The 18,295-nt window shown below is 66.4% G+C and carries 17 protein-coding genes; 4 read left to right on the top strand and 13 right to left on the bottom strand.

Annotated features, from left to right (window positions below; genetic code table 11):
- Nucleotides 1–54: 54 nt before the first annotated feature.
- The gene (gene rlmD, locus AC3FKG_RS12200; protein WP_488743230.1) at nt 55–1,458 is read right to left on the bottom strand and encodes a 23S rRNA (uracil(1939)-C(5))-methyltransferase RlmD; all 1,404 of its coding nucleotides are present in this window, start codon (nt 1,456–1,458) and stop codon (nt 55–57) included.
- Nucleotides 1,459–1,589: 131 nt separating this feature from the next.
- Here rlmD and AC3FKG_RS12205 point away from each other — a divergent pair, with 131 nt between their 5' ends.
- The gene (locus tag AC3FKG_RS12205; protein ID WP_488743200.1) at nt 1,590–2,444 is read left to right on the top strand and encodes an endonuclease/exonuclease/phosphatase family protein; all 855 of its coding nucleotides are present in this window, start codon (nt 1,590–1,592) and stop codon (nt 2,442–2,444) included.
- A 36-nt stretch (nt 2,445–2,480) separates the two neighbouring features.
- On the opposite strand, the gene AC3FKG_RS12210 is transcribed toward AC3FKG_RS12205, so the two are convergent.
- Genes AC3FKG_RS12210 through surE form a run of 5 tightly spaced genes read right to left on the bottom strand, consistent with a single transcriptional unit; the run spans nt 2,481 to nt 7,030 of the window.
- Nucleotides 2,481–3,317 carry a 3'-5' exonuclease gene (locus tag AC3FKG_RS12210; RefSeq protein ID WP_483708479.1) on the bottom strand — a complete coding sequence of 279 codons (837 nt, stop codon included), beginning with the start codon at nt 3,315–3,317 and terminating at the stop codon, nt 2,481–2,483.
- Entirely contained in the window at nt 3,314–4,480 is a 1,167-nt protein-coding gene (rpoS, locus tag AC3FKG_RS12215) for an RNA polymerase sigma factor RpoS (protein ID WP_483708480.1), read from the bottom strand. The genes AC3FKG_RS12210 and rpoS overlap by 4 nt, the downstream gene beginning before the upstream one ends.
- 6 nt (nt 4,481–4,486) lie before the next feature.
- Entirely contained in the window at nt 4,487–5,347 is an 861-nt protein-coding gene (locus AC3FKG_RS12220) for a peptidoglycan DD-metalloendopeptidase family protein (protein WP_488743201.1), read from the bottom strand.
- A gap of 8 nt (nt 5,348–5,355) precedes the next feature.
- Nucleotides 5,356–6,249 carry a protein-L-isoaspartate(D-aspartate) O-methyltransferase gene (locus AC3FKG_RS12225; RefSeq protein WP_488743202.1) on the bottom strand — a complete coding sequence of 298 codons (894 nt, stop codon included), beginning with the start codon at nt 6,247–6,249 and terminating at the stop codon, nt 5,356–5,358.
- A 28-nt stretch (nt 6,250–6,277) separates the two neighbouring features.
- Complete coding sequence (gene surE / locus AC3FKG_RS12230) at nt 6,278–7,030, bottom strand: 5'/3'-nucleotidase SurE (protein ID WP_483708483.1); 753 nt, start codon at nt 7,028–7,030, stop codon at nt 6,278–6,280.
- Between the two features lie 207 nt (nt 7,031–7,237).
- Here surE and AC3FKG_RS12235 point away from each other — a divergent pair, with 207 nt between their 5' ends.
- Nucleotides 7,238–8,212: an NADPH:quinone oxidoreductase family protein gene (locus AC3FKG_RS12235; RefSeq protein ID WP_483708485.1), complete on the top strand. Its 975-nt coding sequence runs from the start codon at nt 7,238–7,240 to the stop codon at nt 8,210–8,212.
- A 170-nt stretch (nt 8,213–8,382) separates the two neighbouring features.
- On the opposite strand, the gene AC3FKG_RS12240 is transcribed toward AC3FKG_RS12235, so the two are convergent.
- Nucleotides 8,383–9,441: a porin gene (locus tag AC3FKG_RS12240; protein WP_488743203.1), complete on the bottom strand. Its 1,059-nt coding sequence runs from the start codon at nt 9,439–9,441 to the stop codon at nt 8,383–8,385.
- A gap of 469 nt (nt 9,442–9,910) precedes the next feature.
- On the opposite strand from AC3FKG_RS12240, the gene AC3FKG_RS12245 reads away from it, so the two are divergent.
- Complete coding sequence (locus tag AC3FKG_RS12245; RefSeq protein WP_483708487.1) at nt 9,911–10,591, top strand: response regulator; 681 nt, start codon at nt 9,911–9,913, stop codon at nt 10,589–10,591.
- Nucleotides 10,588–12,006 (top strand): sensor histidine kinase, encoded by a 1,419-nt coding sequence (locus AC3FKG_RS12250; RefSeq protein ID WP_488743204.1) that lies wholly within the window; start codon nt 10,588–10,590, stop codon nt 12,004–12,006. Before AC3FKG_RS12245 ends, AC3FKG_RS12250 begins: the two co-directional genes overlap by 4 nt.
- 7 nt (nt 12,007–12,013) lie before the next feature.
- Here AC3FKG_RS12250 and AC3FKG_RS12255 read toward each other — a convergent pair whose 3' ends face one another.
- The 6 genes from AC3FKG_RS12255 to AC3FKG_RS12280 all read right to left on the bottom strand — a co-directional run bounded on the left by AC3FKG_RS12255 (nt 12,014) and on the right by AC3FKG_RS12280 (nt 18,262).
- Nucleotides 12,014–12,805, bottom strand: a complete 792-nt coding sequence (locus tag AC3FKG_RS12255) for an ABC transporter permease (RefSeq protein WP_483708489.1) — start codon at nt 12,803–12,805, stop codon at nt 12,014–12,016.
- 36 nt (nt 12,806–12,841) lie between these two features.
- Nucleotides 12,842–13,654 (bottom strand): ABC transporter ATP-binding protein, encoded by an 813-nt coding sequence (locus tag AC3FKG_RS12260; protein ID WP_488743205.1) that lies wholly within the window; start codon nt 13,652–13,654, stop codon nt 12,842–12,844.
- Between the two features lie 136 nt (nt 13,655–13,790).
- Complete coding sequence (locus tag AC3FKG_RS12265; protein WP_488743206.1) at nt 13,791–14,834, bottom strand: ABC transporter substrate-binding protein; 1,044 nt, start codon at nt 14,832–14,834, stop codon at nt 13,791–13,793.
- A 168-nt stretch (nt 14,835–15,002) separates the two neighbouring features.
- A complete protein-coding gene (locus AC3FKG_RS12270; protein WP_488743207.1) occupies nt 15,003–16,016 on the bottom strand; it encodes a Bug family tripartite tricarboxylate transporter substrate binding protein in 1,014 nt (337 codons plus the stop codon).
- A gap of 78 nt (nt 16,017–16,094) precedes the next feature.
- On the bottom strand, nt 16,095–17,069 hold the full coding sequence (locus AC3FKG_RS12275; RefSeq protein ID WP_488743208.1) for a hydroxymethylglutaryl-CoA lyase: 975 nt from the start codon (nt 17,067–17,069) through the stop codon (nt 16,095–16,097).
- Entirely contained in the window at nt 17,066–18,262 is a 1,197-nt protein-coding gene (locus tag AC3FKG_RS12280) for a CaiB/BaiF CoA transferase family protein (protein WP_483708495.1), read from the bottom strand. The genes AC3FKG_RS12275 and AC3FKG_RS12280 overlap by 4 nt, the downstream gene beginning before the upstream one ends.
- Nucleotides 18,263–18,295 lie beyond the last annotated feature (33 nt).

Genomic DNA, 18,295 nt, shown 5'->3' on the forward strand with positions numbered 1-18,295 from the left:
ACGCCGGCCACATGGCCGGCGTTTTTCATTGGGCGGCTATCGCTGCCCTGCCGCTCAACCGCGCTCGAACACGGCGATCGACTCGACGTGCGAGGTATGCGGGAACATGTTCACGACGCCCGCGCCCACCAGCCGGTAGCCAGCCTCGTGCACCAGCAGGCCAGCATCGCGGGCCAGCGTCGACGGGCTGCATGAAACGTAGACGATCCGGCTCGGGAGCACGTCGCTGCCCTGCTGCGCCAGTTCGCCAAGCGCCTTGCACACCGCCAGCGCGCCCTCGCGCGGCGGATCGACCAGCCAGCGGTCAAAGCGGCCCAGCGCGGCGATATCCTCGGCAGTGACTTCAAACAGATTGCGGCAGGCGAATTCCGTCTTGTGCGCCAGCCCGTTGTGACCGGCATTGGCCAGCGCGCGGGTCGTCAGCGCTTCGCTGCCTTCGATACCCATGACGGAGCGGCCCTGCGTAGCCAGCGGCAGCGTGAAGTTGCCGATGCCGCAGAACAGGTCGAGCAGGCGGTCATCCGGCCTGGCGTCCAGCAGACGCAAAGCACGGCCGATCAGCACACGGTTGATCTGGTGGTTGACCTGCGTGAAATCCGTCGGCTTGAACGGCATGCGGATGCCGAACTCCGGCAGCGTATAGGCCAGCTCCCGGTCGAGCGGATAGAACGGCGCCACGGTGTCCGGCCCCTTGGGCTGCAGCCAGAACTGGACGTTGTGCTGGTCGGCGAAAGCGCGCAGCAAGTCCTTGTCCGCTTCGGTCAGCGGCTCAAGAATACGCAGCACCAGCGCCGTGACTTCGTGGCCGACCGCCAGTTCGATTTGCGGCATGCGGTCGAGGATCGAGAGACTCCCCACCAGTTCGCGCAACGGCACCAGCATCGCGGAGACATGTGGCGGAAGAATCTCGCAGCTCTTCATATCCGCGACATAGCTGCTCTTGCGTTCGTGGAAGCCGACCAGTACCCCGCCCTTCTTGGCGACGTGCCGTACGGTCAGGCGCGCCCGATAGCGGTAGCCCCAGTCCGGGCCGGCAATGGGCCGGAACATCACTTCCGGCCGGACTTTCGAGAGATGCCAGAGATTGTCTTCCAGCACGCGCTGCTTGATGGCGAGCTGCGCGCGCGAGTCAAGATGCTGCATCGAGCACCCGCCGCAAATGCCGAAATACTGGCAGCCCGGCTTGACCCGCATGACGGACTCTTGCCGGATTTCAAGCAGGTGCGCCTGCTCGTAGCTCGGCTTGCGGCGATAGCTCTTGTAGGTCACGGTCTCGCCGGGCAGCGCGCCCTCGACGAAGATCACCTTGCCGGGTGTACCGTCCTCATTGACCAGGCGGCCGACACCGCGGGCCTCCATGTCGAGGCTGTCAATGGCGACCACGGGATCGGCCGTGGGCGCGGCGGCAGCGGGGGCCGCGGGGGGGTTGGCAGATACAGCACGCGGCGTTGCCGGCATTTCTTGCGGAGAGGACACGACTTGGGACACCAGACGAAACCTGACGTATTGTTTTGCGAAAGCGCGATTGTAGTCCAGACACGCAGTGCGAAGCCGGTCGAACGGTGGCGCACCGCGAAAGGAGTCATGCCATGGAACTGATTTCGTGGAATATCCAGTGGGGCCGGGGCGCCGACGGACAAGTCGACCTGTCGCGCAGCGTGGCCACCATGCGCGCGATGGCAGACGCCGACGTCATCTGCCTGCAGGAAGTCACCCGCGGCTTTGGCGACCTGCGCGGAGCCCCCGGTGCCGATCAGGTGGCGGAGCTGGCGGCGCTGCTGCCGGGCTATCGCGTGATGTTCGCCCCGGGCGTCGACCGCTTCGGCAGCAACGGCGGTCCGCGCCAGTTCGGCAATGTGATCGCCACGCGGCTACCGGTGCGAGAGTTATTCCGCCACGCCCTGCCCTGGCCTCCCGATCCCGATGTGGCATCGATGCCCCGCGTGGCACTGGAAGCTACTGTTCAATCGGGAAGCAAGCGCCTGCGCGTCGTCTGTACGCACCTGGAATACTATTCGGCGACCCAGCGTGCGGCCCAGGCCGACGCCTTGCGCAACTGGCACGCCGAGGCCTGCGGCCACGCACGCCGTCCCGGCCGCAGCGAACCGACCCCTGGACCATTCACACCGGAAGCCCGGCCATCCGAAGCCGTCCTGTGCGGCGACTTCAACAGCAAACCCTCCGACATTGCTTACCGGAGGGTGCTGGAGCCTTTCGACGATGGCACCACGCGATGGCGCGACGCATGGCTGCTCGGGCATCCGGGCCAGCCGCACGCGCCCACCTGCGCCATGTACGACAAGGAGCAATGGCCCGAACCGCCCTTCGCCTGCGATTTCGTCTTCGTGACGGAGAATCTTGCCGGCCAGGTCACCCGGTGCGAGGTCAATGCCGCGACGAAGGACTCGGACCACCAGCCCATCGTGCTGTCACTGGACATCTGAAGAAAGCCCGCGCCACCGGCGGGCCCCGCCGGTGACTCAGTCCAGCTCTTCGTCTTCCGGCGTCAGGCGCTTCAGGCGGAACGCCTGGAGGTATTCCATCCATTGCTCGCCCGGCAGTTCGGCCAGCGACTCCTGCACGAGCTCCACCTCCTGATCGAACTCTCGCGGCGTCACGCCGCCCCGCATCAGCTGGAAGCGGCAGTACATCAGATACGTATTGACGACGTCGGTCTCGCAGTACGCACGGATGGATTCGAGCTGGCCATCCTGGAACGCGCGCCATACCTTGCTGCCGTCCATGCCCATCTTGCCCGGGAAGCCGCACAGCTTGGCCAGGTCATCCAGCGGTGCGCTCGCGCGCGGCTGGTACATGGCAAGCAGGTCCATCAGGTCCAGGTGCCGCATGTGGTAGCGGCTGATGTAGTTGTTCCACTTGAAGTCGCGGCTGTCGTCCTCGCGGCCCTCGCCCATTTCCCAGTAGCGCGGCGCGGCGACGCCGTGGACCAGGCCACGGTAGTGCAGCACGGGCAAGTCGAAGCCACCGCCATTCCACGACACCAGTTGCGGGCTGTAACGTGCGATCAGTTCGTAGAATTTCTGGATCAGCGTCGCCTCGCCATCCTCCAGGGTTCCCAGCGAGCCGACATGGAAGACGGCCGATCCGTCGCGCTGCGTACGGCGCAACACGCAGGAAATCGCTGCCACGCGCTGGAGGTAGTGCGGCAGGAAATCGCTTCCGGTCTTTTCGCGGCGGGCTGAGAACGCATGCTCGGCGACTTCGTCGTCGCTCATCGATGCGGGATGGTCATGCAAACGGCGCAGGCCGTCGACATCGGGAATGGTCTCGATGTCGAATACCAGCACAGGAGTCATAGAACGGCGTCCTTCCTGACACCTTGCGATGCGAAATGCCGCTTGAGCTTGACCAGGGCTTCCTGCTGGATCTGGCGCACGCGCTCGCGCGTCAGGCCCATTTCCTCGGCCAGCTCTTCCAGCGTGGCCGGTTCGATGTGGTTCAGGCCGAAGCGGCGCTCCACCACATAGCGGTGCTTTTCCGACAAGCGGGCCAGCCACAGCTTCATCAGCCCTTCGAGCTCGCGGTGCGCGACCTCCTGGTCCGGCGCGGCGTTGTGCTCGTCGGAAAGGAAGTCCAGCAGGCTGGAGCCCGGGTCCAGGTCAAACGGCGTATCGAGCGAGGTGGTATGTTCGTTAAGCGCCAGCACGTCCTGCACTTCGTCAGGCGTCTTGCCCAGCAGGTGGGCAATATCTTCGAGGCTGGCGTCGCGGCCGTCGGTGCCGCCTTTTTCCAGGTGCCGCTTTGCACGCAGCACCTGGTTGAGTTCACGGATCACGTGGACCGGCAAGCGTACCGTGCGCGCCTGGTTCATGATGGCGCGCTCGATGCTCTGGCGGATCCACCAGGTCGCATAAGTGGAAAAACGAAAGCCGCGCGAGGGATCGAATTTCTCGATCGCGTGCATCAGGCCGAGGTTGCCTTCCTCGATCAGGTCCAGCAGCGGCACGCCGCGGTTCAGGTAGCCCTTGGCGATACTCACGACCAGGCGCAAGTTACGCTCGATCATGACCTGCCGCGCGGAGAAGTCGCCGTCCTTGGCCAACGTCGAGAAATGCAGCTCCTCGGGCGCCGACAGCAGCGGCTTGATGCTGATGCGGTTCAGGTAGTGCTGGACCGTATCGGCAGCCAGTTCCGTGTGCAGGACCGTGCGGAAGTCATCGTGCTCCGCCGCGGCGGGTTCAGTGCCATTCTCGCCCTCGCTCTCTTCTTCCTCTTCTGCCTCATCGTCGTCATCATCGCGCAGCTGGCGATCATTGTCGTCGCTGAGCAGGTCGGCCTCGCGAAGGCCGACGGCCGCCGTCGTCGCGATCGGTTCATCGGTGACGGGGAGCAGGTCAGCGCCGACGTCGTCCAGATCAACGCGATCGTCGGCATGGGCCACACCAGCCTTCACTTCCGGCTGCTTGGGACGGCGGGCCCTGCTGGCGGTTCCGGAGGAGACAGTTTTCTGGCGTGGCATGAACCCTCACTGTGGCGGCAGATACCGCATCGGATCAACCGGTTTTCCGTTCTTGCGAACTTCGAAGTGAAGCTTTACCCGGTCGGTATCACTGTTGCCCATCTCCGCAATCTTCTGTCCCTTTCGGACCGTTGATTGCTCTGCCACCAGCACCTTGTCGTTGTGACCGTAGGCAGTAAGAAATGTCTCATTGTGTTTGATGATGACAAGATTCCCGTAGCCGCGCAAGGGGCCAACGTGAATCACCCGACCGTCGTCGGCAGCCAGCACGGCATCGCCTTTCTTGCCCGCAATATCGATGCCTTTATTACTCTTGTCATCAAATCTACCGATCAGTTGGCCGGTTGCCGGCCACGCCAGTTTCATCGCCCCGTCGGCGACCGGCGCGGACGTGCTGGCGGACGCTGCGGCACCTGCCGCCGGCGCGGCGGCGGCCGGGGCAGGCGGCACCGGCGTGCCAGCCGGACGCGCCTGGTCGAGCGGCTGCCCCTGGATCGAACCCGGCGCCACCGGCGTGGTGGTCACGCCCTGGCCGGCATTGACGTCCGCGCCAGGCGGGACGACACGCAACAACTGGCCCACCTCGATCTGGTTGGCGTTGCTGATATTGTTCCAGCCCGCGACATCGCGGTACGACTGGCCGTTCTCGAGCGCGATGCGGTAAAGGGTATCGCCTCGCTTGACCCGATAGTATCCAGGAGGTGCGGGTTCCAGCGGCGCAGCCGCCGTGCTGGCGGTCGAGGTGCGGTCCACCACGGGCGCCGGCATCGGCGAATTGGCGCAGGCGGCCAACAGCGTCGCCAGCGTGGAAGCCGCCACAAGCTGGCCAGCGCGTGCAAAGTGATGCGAATTCACGATCTTGTGCATAGTTCGACTCAGATGGTGCCCGATTTTAAGGGCACAAAGAAAACGGCTTCAAGCGCGGTCCGGTGAAAGCGATGCCGATTGAGCCGCTCGATCAGCAGCAGCTGCTGCGTGACCGTCTGGCCCGTTGCTCCCGGTGGCGGCATCAGCGCCACTGGCGCGATCAGCCGGCCGCCAATGGCAAGCTGCTCGAGCAGGGCCTGTGGCACGTCCATGCCGGCCGCGGCAAGGATGATGGCCGAGAACGGCGCCGCCTGCGGCAGGCCGAGCATGCCATCGCCATAATGCAGCCGCAGGTTTGGCACGCGCAGCGGCCGCAGGTTCGCCTTCGCCTGCTCATGCAGCGGACGGATGCGCTCGATGGAAAAGACTTCACGCGCGACCAGGCTCAGCACCGCGGCCTGGTAGCCGCAGCCGGTGCCGATCTCCAGCACGCGCTCCAGGGGGGTGGCCGCCGGCAGTCCCTCACGCAGGAGTTCGATCATGCGCGCGACCACCGACGGCTTCGAGATGGTTTGCTGATGGCCAATGGGCAGCGCGGCATCCTCATAGGCCTGCGATGCCAGCCCTGGCTCGACGAACAGATGACGCGGCACGGTGCCGATGGCGGCCAGCACGCGTTCGTCGCGGATGCCCCCGGCACGCAGCCGCGCCGCCAGCGCGCCACGCGCGCGGTCCGATGCCATGCCGCCGCCGCCCGCCGTCGCGGCCGAAGCGCGTGCCTCCACGGCACTCGCCGCCGGCGTGGGCGTGCAGGGCTGCTTGTCGCGGAGCTTGGCCGGCGCCCCTGCCGGGCGTGGCGCGCCGACTGCCGGCATGCCGGCCGTGCGCGCCGGTTCCGGCTTGCGCTGCACGACGGCGTCCAGCGGCAGGGGAAACTTGCTGCGAGGGGGCGTTGGGCTCATCGGGGGTGAGACGCTACGGCGGGAATGGCTAGTTCAGCCACTTGGCAAGCGCGTCGAGCTGGCCGCGATGCGTCAGGTCGAGCTGCAACGGCGTGAGCGACACATAGCCCTCGCCCGTCGCGTGGAAATCGGTGCCCTCGCTCGCATCGCGCGCGTCGCCCGCCGGGCCGATCCAGTAGTTGGTATCGCCGCGGGGGTTGACCTGCGTGATCACCGGCTGCGACGGATGCCGCTTGCCAAGCCGCGTCGCGCGGTAGCCCTTGATATGTTCGAAAGGCAGGTTCGGGATATTGACGTTCAGCAGGAACGGCTCGGTGGGCGGCGTCGCAATCGCGCGCTCGACCACGGCACGCGCCACACGCGCAGCAGCGTCGAGATGCTCCCAGCCCTTGTGCACCTGCGAGAACGCGATCGAGGGAATGCCGAGCAGGTAGCCCTCGATGGCGGCCGCGACCGTGCCGGAATACAGCACGTCCTCGCCCATGTTCTGCCCCTGGTTGATGCCGGACACCACCAGGTCGGGTTTTTCGTCGAGCAGGCCGGTCAGCGCGATATGCACGCAGTCGGTCGGCGTGCCGTTGACGAAGCGGAATCCCTTCTGCACGCCTTCACGCGCCTCGTAGATCGACAGCGGCCGCTGCAGCGTCAGCGAGTTCGAAGCCCCGCTGTGGTTTTGCTCGGGTGCAATCACCGTGATACGCGCCAGCGGAGCGAGCGCGGCGTGCAAGACGGCGAGTCCCGGCGCGAGATAACCGTCGTCGTTGGCTAGAAGGATGTGCATCCCGCGATTGTACCTGACGGCGCCTGCACAAGCGGCCCCCGCAGGCGCCGCGAAAGCTGCCGTCCCGCGCCGCCATGCGGGACGCAAACCGGTGAAATCGAGAAAAAAAACGATCGTGCTATTTGCGCTACACTTGGCTTTGCCGTCTGGCTGCGGCAAGCGGACAGGCGCCAGCATTAATCAACCATACCTATCACCGGAGACAAGATGAAAGCCGTTCTGTGCAAAGCCTGGGGGCCGCCCGATTCCCTGACCGTCGAAACCCTGCCGGATCCGGTCCCGGACCAGGGCGAAGTGCTGATCGAGGTGAAGGCCGCCGGCGTGAACTTTCCGGACGTGCTCATCATCCAGAACAAATACCAGGCCAAGCCCGAACTGCCGTTCACGCCGGGTTCGGAACTGGCAGGCATCGTCACCGCGGTCGGCGCGGGAGTGAGCCACGTCAAGCCGGGCGACCACGTGATTGCCTATCTCGGTAATGGCGCCTTCGCTTCGCACGTGAAAGCGCCCGCCAACAAGGTCATGCCGATGCCGCCGGGCATCGATTTTGAAACCGCGGCAGCGTTCACCCTCACCTACGGCACCTCCCACCACGCGGTGGTGGACCGCGGCGAACTCAAGGCTGGCCAGACCATGCTGGTGCTGGGCGCCGCTGGTGGCGTCGGGCTCGCCGCGATCGAAATCGGCAAGGCAATCGGCGCGCGGGTCATCGCGGCGGCATCGACCGATGAAAAACTCGCGGTCTGCAAGGAGCACGGCGCCGACGCGCTGATCAACTACAGCACCGAAGACCTGCGCGAACGCGTCAAGGCGCTGACCGACGGCAACGGCCCGGACGTCATCTACGACCCCGTCGGCGGCGTCTATGCCGAGCCGGCCTTCCGCTCGATCGGATGGCGCGGCCGCTATCTGGTGGTGGGCTTCGCCAATGGCGAGATCCCGAAGATTCCGCTGAACCTGGCGCTGCTGAAGGGCGCATCGCTGGTGGGCGTGTTCTGGGGCGATTTCGTGCGGCGCGAACCGCGAGCCAACGCGGCCAATATGGCGCAGATGCTGGGCTGGATAAGGGAAGGCAAGCTGCGTCCGCACATTTCCGCGCGCTACTCGCTGGAGCAGGCTCCGCAAGCGCTCAAGGACATGGAAGCGCGCAAGGTGACCGGCAAGGTCGTGATCGTTCCCTGAAGCGGAAACGGTCATAAAAATAAGGGCGCAGTGCGTGCGGCAACGCCCTGCGCCCTCCGATGGGGCAATTCGCCCCAAGCCGTCTTCCGCCTGAATGCACACCCCTACTGGCAGCGGAAGACAGTTCCCAAATCAGCAATCGGTGGATTGCTGCATCGACATGAACCTCGTCAGAAGCGGTGCTGCAGACCGGCCATCACGCCGGTCTGGCTGTTGGCATAGCCGATGAAATCGCGCGACAGGCTGACGTTCTGGCCATTGCGGGCCTTGGCGTAGCCGGCCGACAGATAGGCCAGCGTGCGCTTCGAGAACGAGTATTGCGCGCGCAGCGAGAACAGGATCGGGTCGGCGTCGTTGCCGCCCTTGATGTTCTGCTTGTAGACCGCGCCATACAGCGTGAACGCCGGCGTGAAGTCGTAGCTGGCGCCGCCCCAGTACATGTCGCTGCGCTCCGAAGCCGCGCCCGTGGTCAGCGTGCGCTTGTAGTTGCGGTAGCCGGCGAACAGCGACAGGCTGCCGAAGTCATAGCTGGCACCAGCGTGGATGCCCTGGATGTAGTCGGTGGCATCGGCTGGCGTGGTGCTGCTGCCGGCGCCGTTCTGGCGGTCCCAGGTCGCCGCGGCGGCGAACTTGCCCGCGTTGTAGCCAACGCCGAGGGCATACTTCGACGAAGTCTTGAAATCACCGGCCACTTCACCCATGGCCGCGGTCGCGCCCAGCTTGAAGCCACCGAAGGCGCCGTCATAGCGGATGGCATTCGACGCGCGCGAGAACAGCCCGTCCTTGCGGCCGCCGGTGGCGGTCGAAGACGTCGCCCACGAATAGTTCGGCGCGTAGCCCATCGGATCGAAAGGCAGCATGAAATCGTAGGTCGTGGTGAACGTGCGTCCCATCACCACCTGGCCATAGCTGCTGCTCAGGCCCACCGTCGCACGGCGATCGAACAGCGTGCCGCTGGTATCGAGGTTGCCGGTGTCGATGGCAATGCCGCTTTCCAGGTTGAAGAGCGCCTTCAGGCCACCACCCAGGTCCTCGGTACCGCGCAGGCCCCAGCGCGAGGTATTGCGGCCGCCCGACGTCAGCTTGACCAACGAGCCATTGGGCCCGGCATGGTTGACATACTCGACGCCTGCATCCACCAGGCCATACATCGTCACGCTCGACTGCGCGAAGGCCGAACCGGTACCCGTCAGACCGATGCAGGCCAGGGCCAGTGCCGTACGTTTCATGCTTTCCCTCCTTGCTTTGCTTGTTGTGGTAATGCCAGTCGCTTGCGCCGGAGGATCTTGTCCGCCGGGCAAGCCGGCAGCGCATTGCGTTGGAGTCGTGGCCGCCCCGCGTCGGCCCCGGTGCCGGCAGCCGTCTGCCGGCACGTCCCTCGCAACTGTCCCCTGGTCGTTATGGCGTTCCATCCGGCAAGCGGTGGAACGCTGGAATGGCGGCATCGTAGGGGAGCGGCACTTTCAGTTCGCTTTCGGGCGAACGCGCTTTGGCGCGTGTTGGGCCAACTCGGGGTTGGGAGTTTCCCTAGCTTTAAAGATTGCGCACTTCGCTGTATCAGTCTGGGCCATTCCATTCATTTGAATTGCCCAGGGCTGTGCGCCGTGACGGGTCACGGACGGGCACATCCCGCTTGTGCAGCGAGCGCCGCCCGGCCCATGCCGCCGCGCCGCCTGCCCTGCTGCCTTGAATTACCTGATGCGTATCCTGCTTGCCGAAGACAACGTGATGCTGGCCAACTCCCTGACGCAGGCCATGACCCAGGCCGGCTTCGCGGTCGACTGCATGCACGACGGCCGCAGCGCCGACCACCTGCTGGCCACGCAGGACTATGCGCTGCTGATCCTGGATCTTGGCCTGCCGCGTCTCGACGGTCTTGAGGTGCTGCGCCGGCTGCGCCAGCGCCGCAACCGGATGCCCGTGCTGATCCTCACCGCCCATGGCTCGGTCGAAGACCGCGTGCGCGGCCTGGACCTGGGCGCGGACGACTACCTGGCCAAGCCCTTCGATCTCTCGGAACTGGAGGCACGAGCACGGGCGCTGATCCGCCGCAGCCACGGGCACGAATCCACGCAGCTCGATTGCGGCCCGCTGCATTACGACACGATCAGCCACGCTTTCACGATCGACGGCGAACTGCTGCAGCTCACGAAGCGCGAGCGCTCGGTGCTGGAGGTGCTGATGCTGCGCGATGGCAAGGCCGTGAACAAAGCGGCCCTGTCCGAGAAGATCTTCGGCATCGACGAGTCGGTCAACCCCGATGCGATCGAGATCTATATCCACCGCCTGCGCAAGAAGCTGGACGGCAGCGGCGTGGGCATCGTCACCCTGCGGGGCCTCGGCTACCTGCTCGAAGCGCGCGCAGATCCCGCGCCATGAGCCGCCTCGGCAGGACGCCGAGCCTGCGCCTGCAACTGTCGCTGTGGCTGCTGCTGCCGCTGCTGGGATTGCTGGCACTCGATGCCTGGCTCACGTACGAGCGCGCCATGTCGGCGGCGCACACGGCCTTCGACCGCACGCTAGAAGCCTCGCTGCGCGCGATGCGCGAGGGCATTGCGCTGCGCGATGGCCGGCTGGACATCGACGTGCCGAACCTCGCCCTGGAGCTGTTCGACGACAAGGCCGGCCCGCATGTCTTCTACCAGGTACGCGACGACCATGGCGACACGGTCACCGGCTACAACGACCTGCCGGGGCCGCCCGGCGCGCGCCCGCCGCTGTACCGGACCGTGTTCTACGACACCGTCTTCCGCGAGCAGCCGCTGCGCATGGCGGCGCAGGCACTGCCGGTCCACGACGTGGGCTCCGCGCGCAGCCAGCTGGTATGGATCGTCATCGGCGAAACCATCGAGCCGCGCCAGGCACTGGCGCGCGAGATCCTGGTCGGTTCACTGCTGCAGGAACTCGTGCTGGTGGCGCTGGCGCTGGGCATCGTCTGGCTCGGCGTGCGCCGCGGCCTGCGGCCCCTGCACCGCCTGTCCGATACCGTGGCGGCGCGCAGCGCCAGCCAGCTCGATCCGATCGAGCACCGCGACCTGCCGTCGGAGATGAAGCCGCTGGTGCGCGCGCTCAACCAGTACGTCGACCGCCTGCACCGCATGCTGCAGGCGCGCAAGCGCTTCTTCGCCGATGCCGCGCACCAGCTCAAGACGCCGCTGGCCGTGATCCAGGCCGAATCCGAACTGGCGCTGCGCGAGCCCGATGGCCAGCGCGTGCGCGAACACATGCGTGTGCTGCACGGCACCGTGCGCCATGCCGCAAAGGGTGTGCAGCAACTGCTGTCGCTGTCGCGGCTCGACTCAGAAAGCGGCTACGCGCCCACGCTACGCGATCTTCCGCTCGACGCCGCGGCGCGCGCGGTGGCGCTGGAATGGGCGCTGGTCGCGCGCCGCCAGGGCGTCGATCTGGGTTTCGAGGGAGATAAGCCGGCGACCGTGCTCGGGCAAACGGAACTGCTGCAGGAGCTGACCGCCAATCTCATCGACAATGCCATCCGCTATGCGGGCGCTGGCGCCGCTGTCACGGTCAGGGTCGCGCAAGAAGCGGACGGGGCCGCCGTGCTGCAGGTGATCGACAATGGCCCCGGCATTGCGCCGGCCGAGCGCGAAGACGTGTTCCGGCGCTTTTACCGCGGCGAGAGCGGCCAGGGCGTCGAAGGCTCCGGGCTTGGCCTGCCGGTCGTCAGGGAGATCGCCAGGCTGCACCAGGCCGCTACCACGCTGGATGAAACTCCCGGCGGAGGCCTGACCGTCACGGTGCGCTTCCCCGCGCCGGGCGGACAGTCGCTGCCCTAGCGTCCGTTCAGAGTTTTTCGGTCTCGCCGGTCTTCGGCTGCCACTTCATCAGCCGCTTTTCGCCGATGCCGACCATCCAGTCCAGCACAAGCGCGAAGGCCGTCAGGACCACGATGCCCGCGAACACGGTGTTGATGTCGAAGGTGCCCTCGGCCTGCAGGATCAGGTAGCCCACGCCGCGCGCGGAGCCGAGATATTCGCCCACCACCGCGCCGACGAAGGCCAGGCCCACCGAGGTGTGCAACGACGAAAACACCCAGCTCGTCGCGCTCGGCAGGTACACGTGGCGCAGCAACTGCTGCTGGTTGGCACCCAGCATGCGCGCATTGGCCAGCACCACCGGGCTCACTTCCTTCACGCCCTGGTAGACGTTGAAGAACACGATGAAGAATACCAGCGTCACGGCCAGCGCCACCTTGGACCAGATCCCCAGCCCGAACCACACCGCGAAGATCGGCGCCAGGATCACGCGCGGCATCGAGTTCATCGCCTTCACGTAGGGATCGAGGATGGCGGCGGTCATCGGGCTCAGCGCCAGCCACAGGCCCACGCCCAGGCCGGCCACGGTGCCGATGCCGAATGCCAGCACCGTTTCGATCAGCGTCACGCCGAGGTGCAGGTAGATATCGCGCTCGACGATAAACCAGTTCCAGATGCGTTGCGCCACCATCAGCGGCTCGCCAAAGAAGAAGGCGATCTCTTGCGAGCGCGTGGCGAAGTGCCACACGCCGAGGATCACCACCAGGACCAGCAGCTGCCAGACGCGCAGCATGCCCTTTGAGTCAGGACGGAATGCCATGGGAATTCGGTTTCGGTATCAGATTGGCCGTCGGGTTCAGGCCGCGTTGCGCTGCTGCGCATAGCCCTTGAGAACTTCTTCGCGCAGCACGTCCCAGATTGCGGCGTGCAGCTCGACAAAGCGCGGATGGTTGCGGATCTCCGCCACGTCGCGCGGGCGCGGCAGGTCGATCGCGAACTCGCCGATCGGGTGCGTGCCCGGTCCGGCGGACAGCACCACCACGCGGTCGCTCATGGCAATCGCCTCGTCGAGGTCGTGCGTGATGAACAGCACCGCCTTGCGCCTGGCCGCCCACAGGCCCAGCACCTCGTTCTCCATCAGCTGGCGCGTCTGGATATCGAGCGCGGAGAACGGCTCGTCCATCAGGATGATGTCGGGGTCCAGCACCAGCGTTTGCGCCAGGCTGACGCGCTTGCGCATGCCGCCGGAGAGCTGGTGCGGATAGCGGTCGCCGAAACCGCCCAGGCCAACGCGGCGCAGCCATTCCTCGCCCTGCTTCACCGCCTCGGCACGCGGCACGCCGCGGAACTCCAGTCCCGCCACCACGTTGTCGAGCGCGCTGCGCCACGGCATCAGCGCCTCGGCCTGGAACATGTAGCCGGCGCGCTGGTTGATGCCGCGCAGCGCCTCGCCGAACACCGTGACCTTGCCGGTGGACGGCTCCAGCAGGCCGGCGCCGACATTGAGCAGCGTGGATTTGCCGCAGCCCGTCGGGCCGACCACCGATACGAACTCGCCCGGCTGGATCGCCAGGGTAACGTCCTTGACCGCCGTATAGCGCTGGTTGCGGTCTTCGCGCGAGACAAAGGTGCAGGTGACCTTGTCGAGGGAAAGTGCGGGAGTGCTCATGGGAAACCGTCTCGTCAACCTTGCCGCCGCGGCTTGCGCCGGCTCGGATCGAGTGAGTGAATGGCCACCGCCGCCCAAAGCAAAGGCCCGCTGCGCACAGCGGGCCGGCAACGGAGGCTGTGTGGGTGAACTGGGTTTACTTGTACTTGGCGTTGGCCTTCTGCACAAACGCGTTGGTGTACGTGTCTTCCAGCTTGATGGTCTTGCCCTTCAGTTCGGCATCGAACTGCTGCAGCATGTTCTGCGCGGTGCGCGGACCGTCAGCCGGCATCATGCCGTCCGGCGAGATCGCTTCCTTGACCTTGTCCCAGGCTGCCAGGTACAGCGCGCGGTCGCCCAGCAGGTAGCTCTCCGGCACGGTCTTGACGATGTCGGACGGACCGGCCTTCTGCAGCCACTTCAGCGCGCGGACCATGGCATTGGTCAGCGCCTGCGTGGTGTTCGGGTTCTGCTGGATGAACGCCGACGACGCATACAGGCAGCCCGACGGCATATTGCCGCCGAACACCGCTTGCGTGTCCTTGAGCGTGCGGGTATCCGATGCGATGCGGACTTCGTTCTTTTGCGTCAGCATCGAGATCACCGGATCCAGGTTGGCCATGGCATCGATCTGGCCCGAGCGCATCGCCGCCACCGCGCCGGCGCTGGCGCCGACGCCGATGAACGACACGTCCGACGGCTTGAGACCGGCCTTGGCCAGCACGAAGTTCGCCATCATGTTGGTCGACGAGCCCGGCGCGGTCACGCCGATCTTCTTGCCCTTCAGGTCGGCGACCGACTTGAAGCCCGGCATGGTCTTGTTCGACACCACCAGCACGATCTGCGGCGCGCGGCCCTGGAGCACGAACTCCTGGTAGCGCTGGCCCTTGGCCTGCAGGCCGATGGTGTGTTCGTACGCGCCGGACACCACGTCCGCGCTGCCGCCCACCACAGCCTGCAGCGCCTTGGCGCCGCCGGCGAAGTCGACGATATCGACGTCCAGCCCTTCTTCCTTGAAGTACCCAAGCCGCTCGGCGATGGTCAGCGGCAGGTAATAGAACAGGTTCTTGCCGCCGACGGCAATCGTGACCTTGGTCTTTTCCGGCTTGCCCTGTGCCTGCGCCTGGCCGAAGGTGAGCCACCCTGCCAGGAACAACGCCAGCGCGATCAGCAACTGTTTCCAGAATTTCTTGTTATCCATTTGATTCTCCTGCCCGTTGGGGTCTGCAAACGGCGTGCCGCGCGGCGGCTCAGTGCGATGCTAGCGGACCCTTCACGGACCCGCATCGGGGCGAACACCTAAAGCCGGCCAAATGGCAGCCGGCCCCAGCTTACGCGCCTTTGCTTTCGATCGGCTTGCCGCCCGGGCCTATTCGGCGTGGATATCGGCGGACTTGATGACCTTGGCCCAGCGCGCCAGCTCTGCCTTCTGGTACTGCGCCAGCTGTTGCGGCCCCATGAAATCGGCTTGCGCGCCGAGTTCCTCGGCCTTCTTGCGGAACGCGTCCGTGCGCATGATCTTTTCGATCTCGCCGGCCAGCTTGTCGATTACGGGCTTGGGCGTGCCCGCCGGTGCGTACATGGCGAACCACGACGACACCTCCAGGTCGGGGTAGCCCGCTTCCGGCGCCGACGGCACGTCCTTCAGGCTGGGCAGCCGGGTCTTGCTGGTCACCACGAGCGGGCGCAGCTTGCCCGCGGCGATATGGCCCATCAGCGGCGGCGGCGTGGTCATGGTCATGTCCACGTTGCCGCCAAGCAGGTCGGTCATCGCCGGACCGGTGCCCTTGTACGGCACGTGGGTGATGTGGATCCCCGCCATCTGGTTCAGCAACTCGGTCGAGACATGCTGCAGCGAGCCGTTGCCCGACGACGCGTAGTTCAGCTTGTCCGGATGGCTCTTGGCATAGGCCACCAGCTCCTTGAGCGACTTGACCGGCAGCGCCTGGCGCACCACCAGCACCTGCGGCGCCGACAGCAGGTTGGCCACCGGCGCGAAATCCTTGACCGGGTCCCACGGCAGGTTCTTCACCAGCAGCGGCGTGATGACATGGAAGCCCGAGTACTGCACCAGCAACGTGTAGCCATCGGGCTTGGCCCGTGCCACGACCTGCGCGGCGATGCTGCCGTTGCCGCCCGGGCGGTTGTCCACGACAACGGCCTGCCCCAGGGCCTTGGCCAGCGGCTCGGAAATCATGCGGGCCGCGAGGTCCGTGGTGCCGCCGGCCGCGGCGGAAACCACCAGGGTGATGGGGCGGCTCGGGTAGCTGCCGTCCTGGGCAAAGGCACGTGGGGTCGTCGCCGCGATGGCGCCCCCAAGGGCGAGCACGGCTGCGGCCATCAGCTTGCGGCGCGCGGGCAGGAAAGAGAAGGCTTTCTTCATGAAATGTCTCCGGTATCGGTATTGACTGATTTTTTTATGGTGACGCCTGCCTTGCGGCGGCGCGCTTGCCGCAGGAAGCTAGTCCTGGCCGGCGAAGTGTTCGGCCAGCCAGGCCGGCGGCTGATGCGTGCGCAGGCGCGGGCCGGCGCGCAGCAGCTGGCTGCCGATTTCGCGGTCCACCAGCGCCGGAATGCCGGCCACGACGTCGAGCAGCGCCGGGAGGTCGACACCGGTCTGCACGCCCATGCAGGCAAACATGTGCACGAGTTCCTCGGTGCCGACGTTGCCGCTGGCGCCCGGCGCATAAGGGCAGCCGCCCAGTCCGCCGGCGGCGGCATCGAAGCGCGTGACGCCGGTTTCCCATGCCGCCACGGCATTGGCCAGCCCCATGCCGCGCGTGTTGTGCAGATGGATGGTCAGCCCCGCGTCCGGCAGGCGCTGCTGAAACTGCTCGCACAGCTGCGCCACCTGATTCGGATAAGCCATGCCGGTGGTGTCGCACAGCGTGATGCCTTGCGCGCCGGCTTGCGCAAAGTTCTCCGCAAGCGCCATTACCGCATCGCTGTCCACCTCGCCCTCGAACGGGCAGCCGAACACTGTCGACAACGACACGTTGACCGGCACGCCCCCGGCGCGCGCCTCGGCGATCATCGCCAGCAACTGCGCCTGCGACTGCTTGCGTGTCATGCGCAGGTTGGCGCGGTTGTGGGTTTCGCTGACCGACATCACCAGGTTGACCTCGTCCGGCTGGCACGACAGCGCGCGCTCCAGGCCGCGCAGGTTCGGCACCAGCGCGGTGTAGCGCACGCCGGGCTGGCGGTGCATGCGGTGCATCAGCGCCTCGGCATCGGCCAGCGCGGGGATGGCTTTGGCGGATGTGAACGACGTTGCTTCGATCCGGGCGAAGCCGCAAGCGGACAGCGCATCGAGAAAGGCCACCTTGGCATCGGTCGGCACCACCACCGGCTCGATCTGCAGGCCGTCGCGCGGCGACACCTCGTTGATCTCGATGCGGGCGGGGCCGCGCAGGGCTGAGCTTGCTGCGGCGCTCATGCGATCACCTTGCGGGCACGAAGGTCTGCGATGGCCGCGGCATCGAACCCCGCCTGGGCCAGCACGGCATCGGTATGCTCGCCCAGCGTCGGCGCGCGGTCATGGATGCCGCCGGGACTGCCCGAGAGCTTCGGCACGACGCCGGGCACTTCCACGGTCAGGCCGCCGGCCGACGTGACCGATTCGATCACGCCGCGCGCGCGGTAGTGCGGGTCTTCGGCAATGTCCTTCACGGTGTAGATGCGCCCCGACGGCACCTCGGCCTCGCGCAGCACGGCCAGCACCGGTTCCACGCCTTGCGTGCGGGTCCAGGCCGTAATGGCGGCGTCGATTTCCTCGACGCGCTTCACGCGGCCGTCGTTATGCGCGAGCGCCGGGTCTTCCGCCAGGTCGGCGCGGCCGATCGCGTGCATCAGTCGCTTGAAGATGGCGTCGCCATTGGCCGCGACCAGGACATATTCCCCGCTCTGGCACGGATAGGCGTTCGACGGCGCAATGCCGGGCAGCGCGCCGCCCGCAGGCTGGCGCACTGCGCCGAATGCCGAGTACTCCGGCAGCAGGCTTTCGCTCAGGTTGAACAGCGACTCATACAGCGCCACGTCGATGACCTGCCCCTCGCCGCCACGCGCATCGCGCTGGTAGAGGGCGAGCAGCACGCCCATTGCGCCGTGCAGCCCTGCGATCGTATCGCCGAGCGACAGGCCCGCGCGCACCGGCGCACGGCCCGGCTCGCCGGTCAGGTGCCGCAGGCCGGCCATGGCTTCGGCCACGGCCGCAAACCCGGGTTCGTCCTTCTTCGGGCCGGTCTGGCCATAGCCCGACACGCGCAGCATGATCAGGCGCGGATTGTCGGCGTGCAGCACGTCCCAGCCAAGGCCCCACTTCTCCATGGTGCCGGGGCGGAAATTCTCGATCAGGACGTCGGCCTCGGCGGCCAGCTTGCGCACCAGCGCCTGCCCTTCCGGCTGGCGCAGGTCGATGCAGATCGACTCCTTGTTGCGCGATTGCGCTTCCCACCACACCGAGGTGCCTTCATGCAGCATGCGCCATTTGCGCAGCGGGTCGCCCTGCCCGGGCGGTTCGACCTTCACCACGTGGGCGCCGAAGTCGGCCAGGGTCTTGGCAGCGAAAGGGCCGGCAATCAGTTGCCCAAGTTCGAGGACGCGGATGCCCTCGAGAATCTGTTGCGCCATGCTTGTCTCCGTTCCGTTGCGGCCTGTCCTTAC

It is taken from the genome of Cupriavidus sp. 22TCCZM04-2 (genome assembly GCF_057798895.1).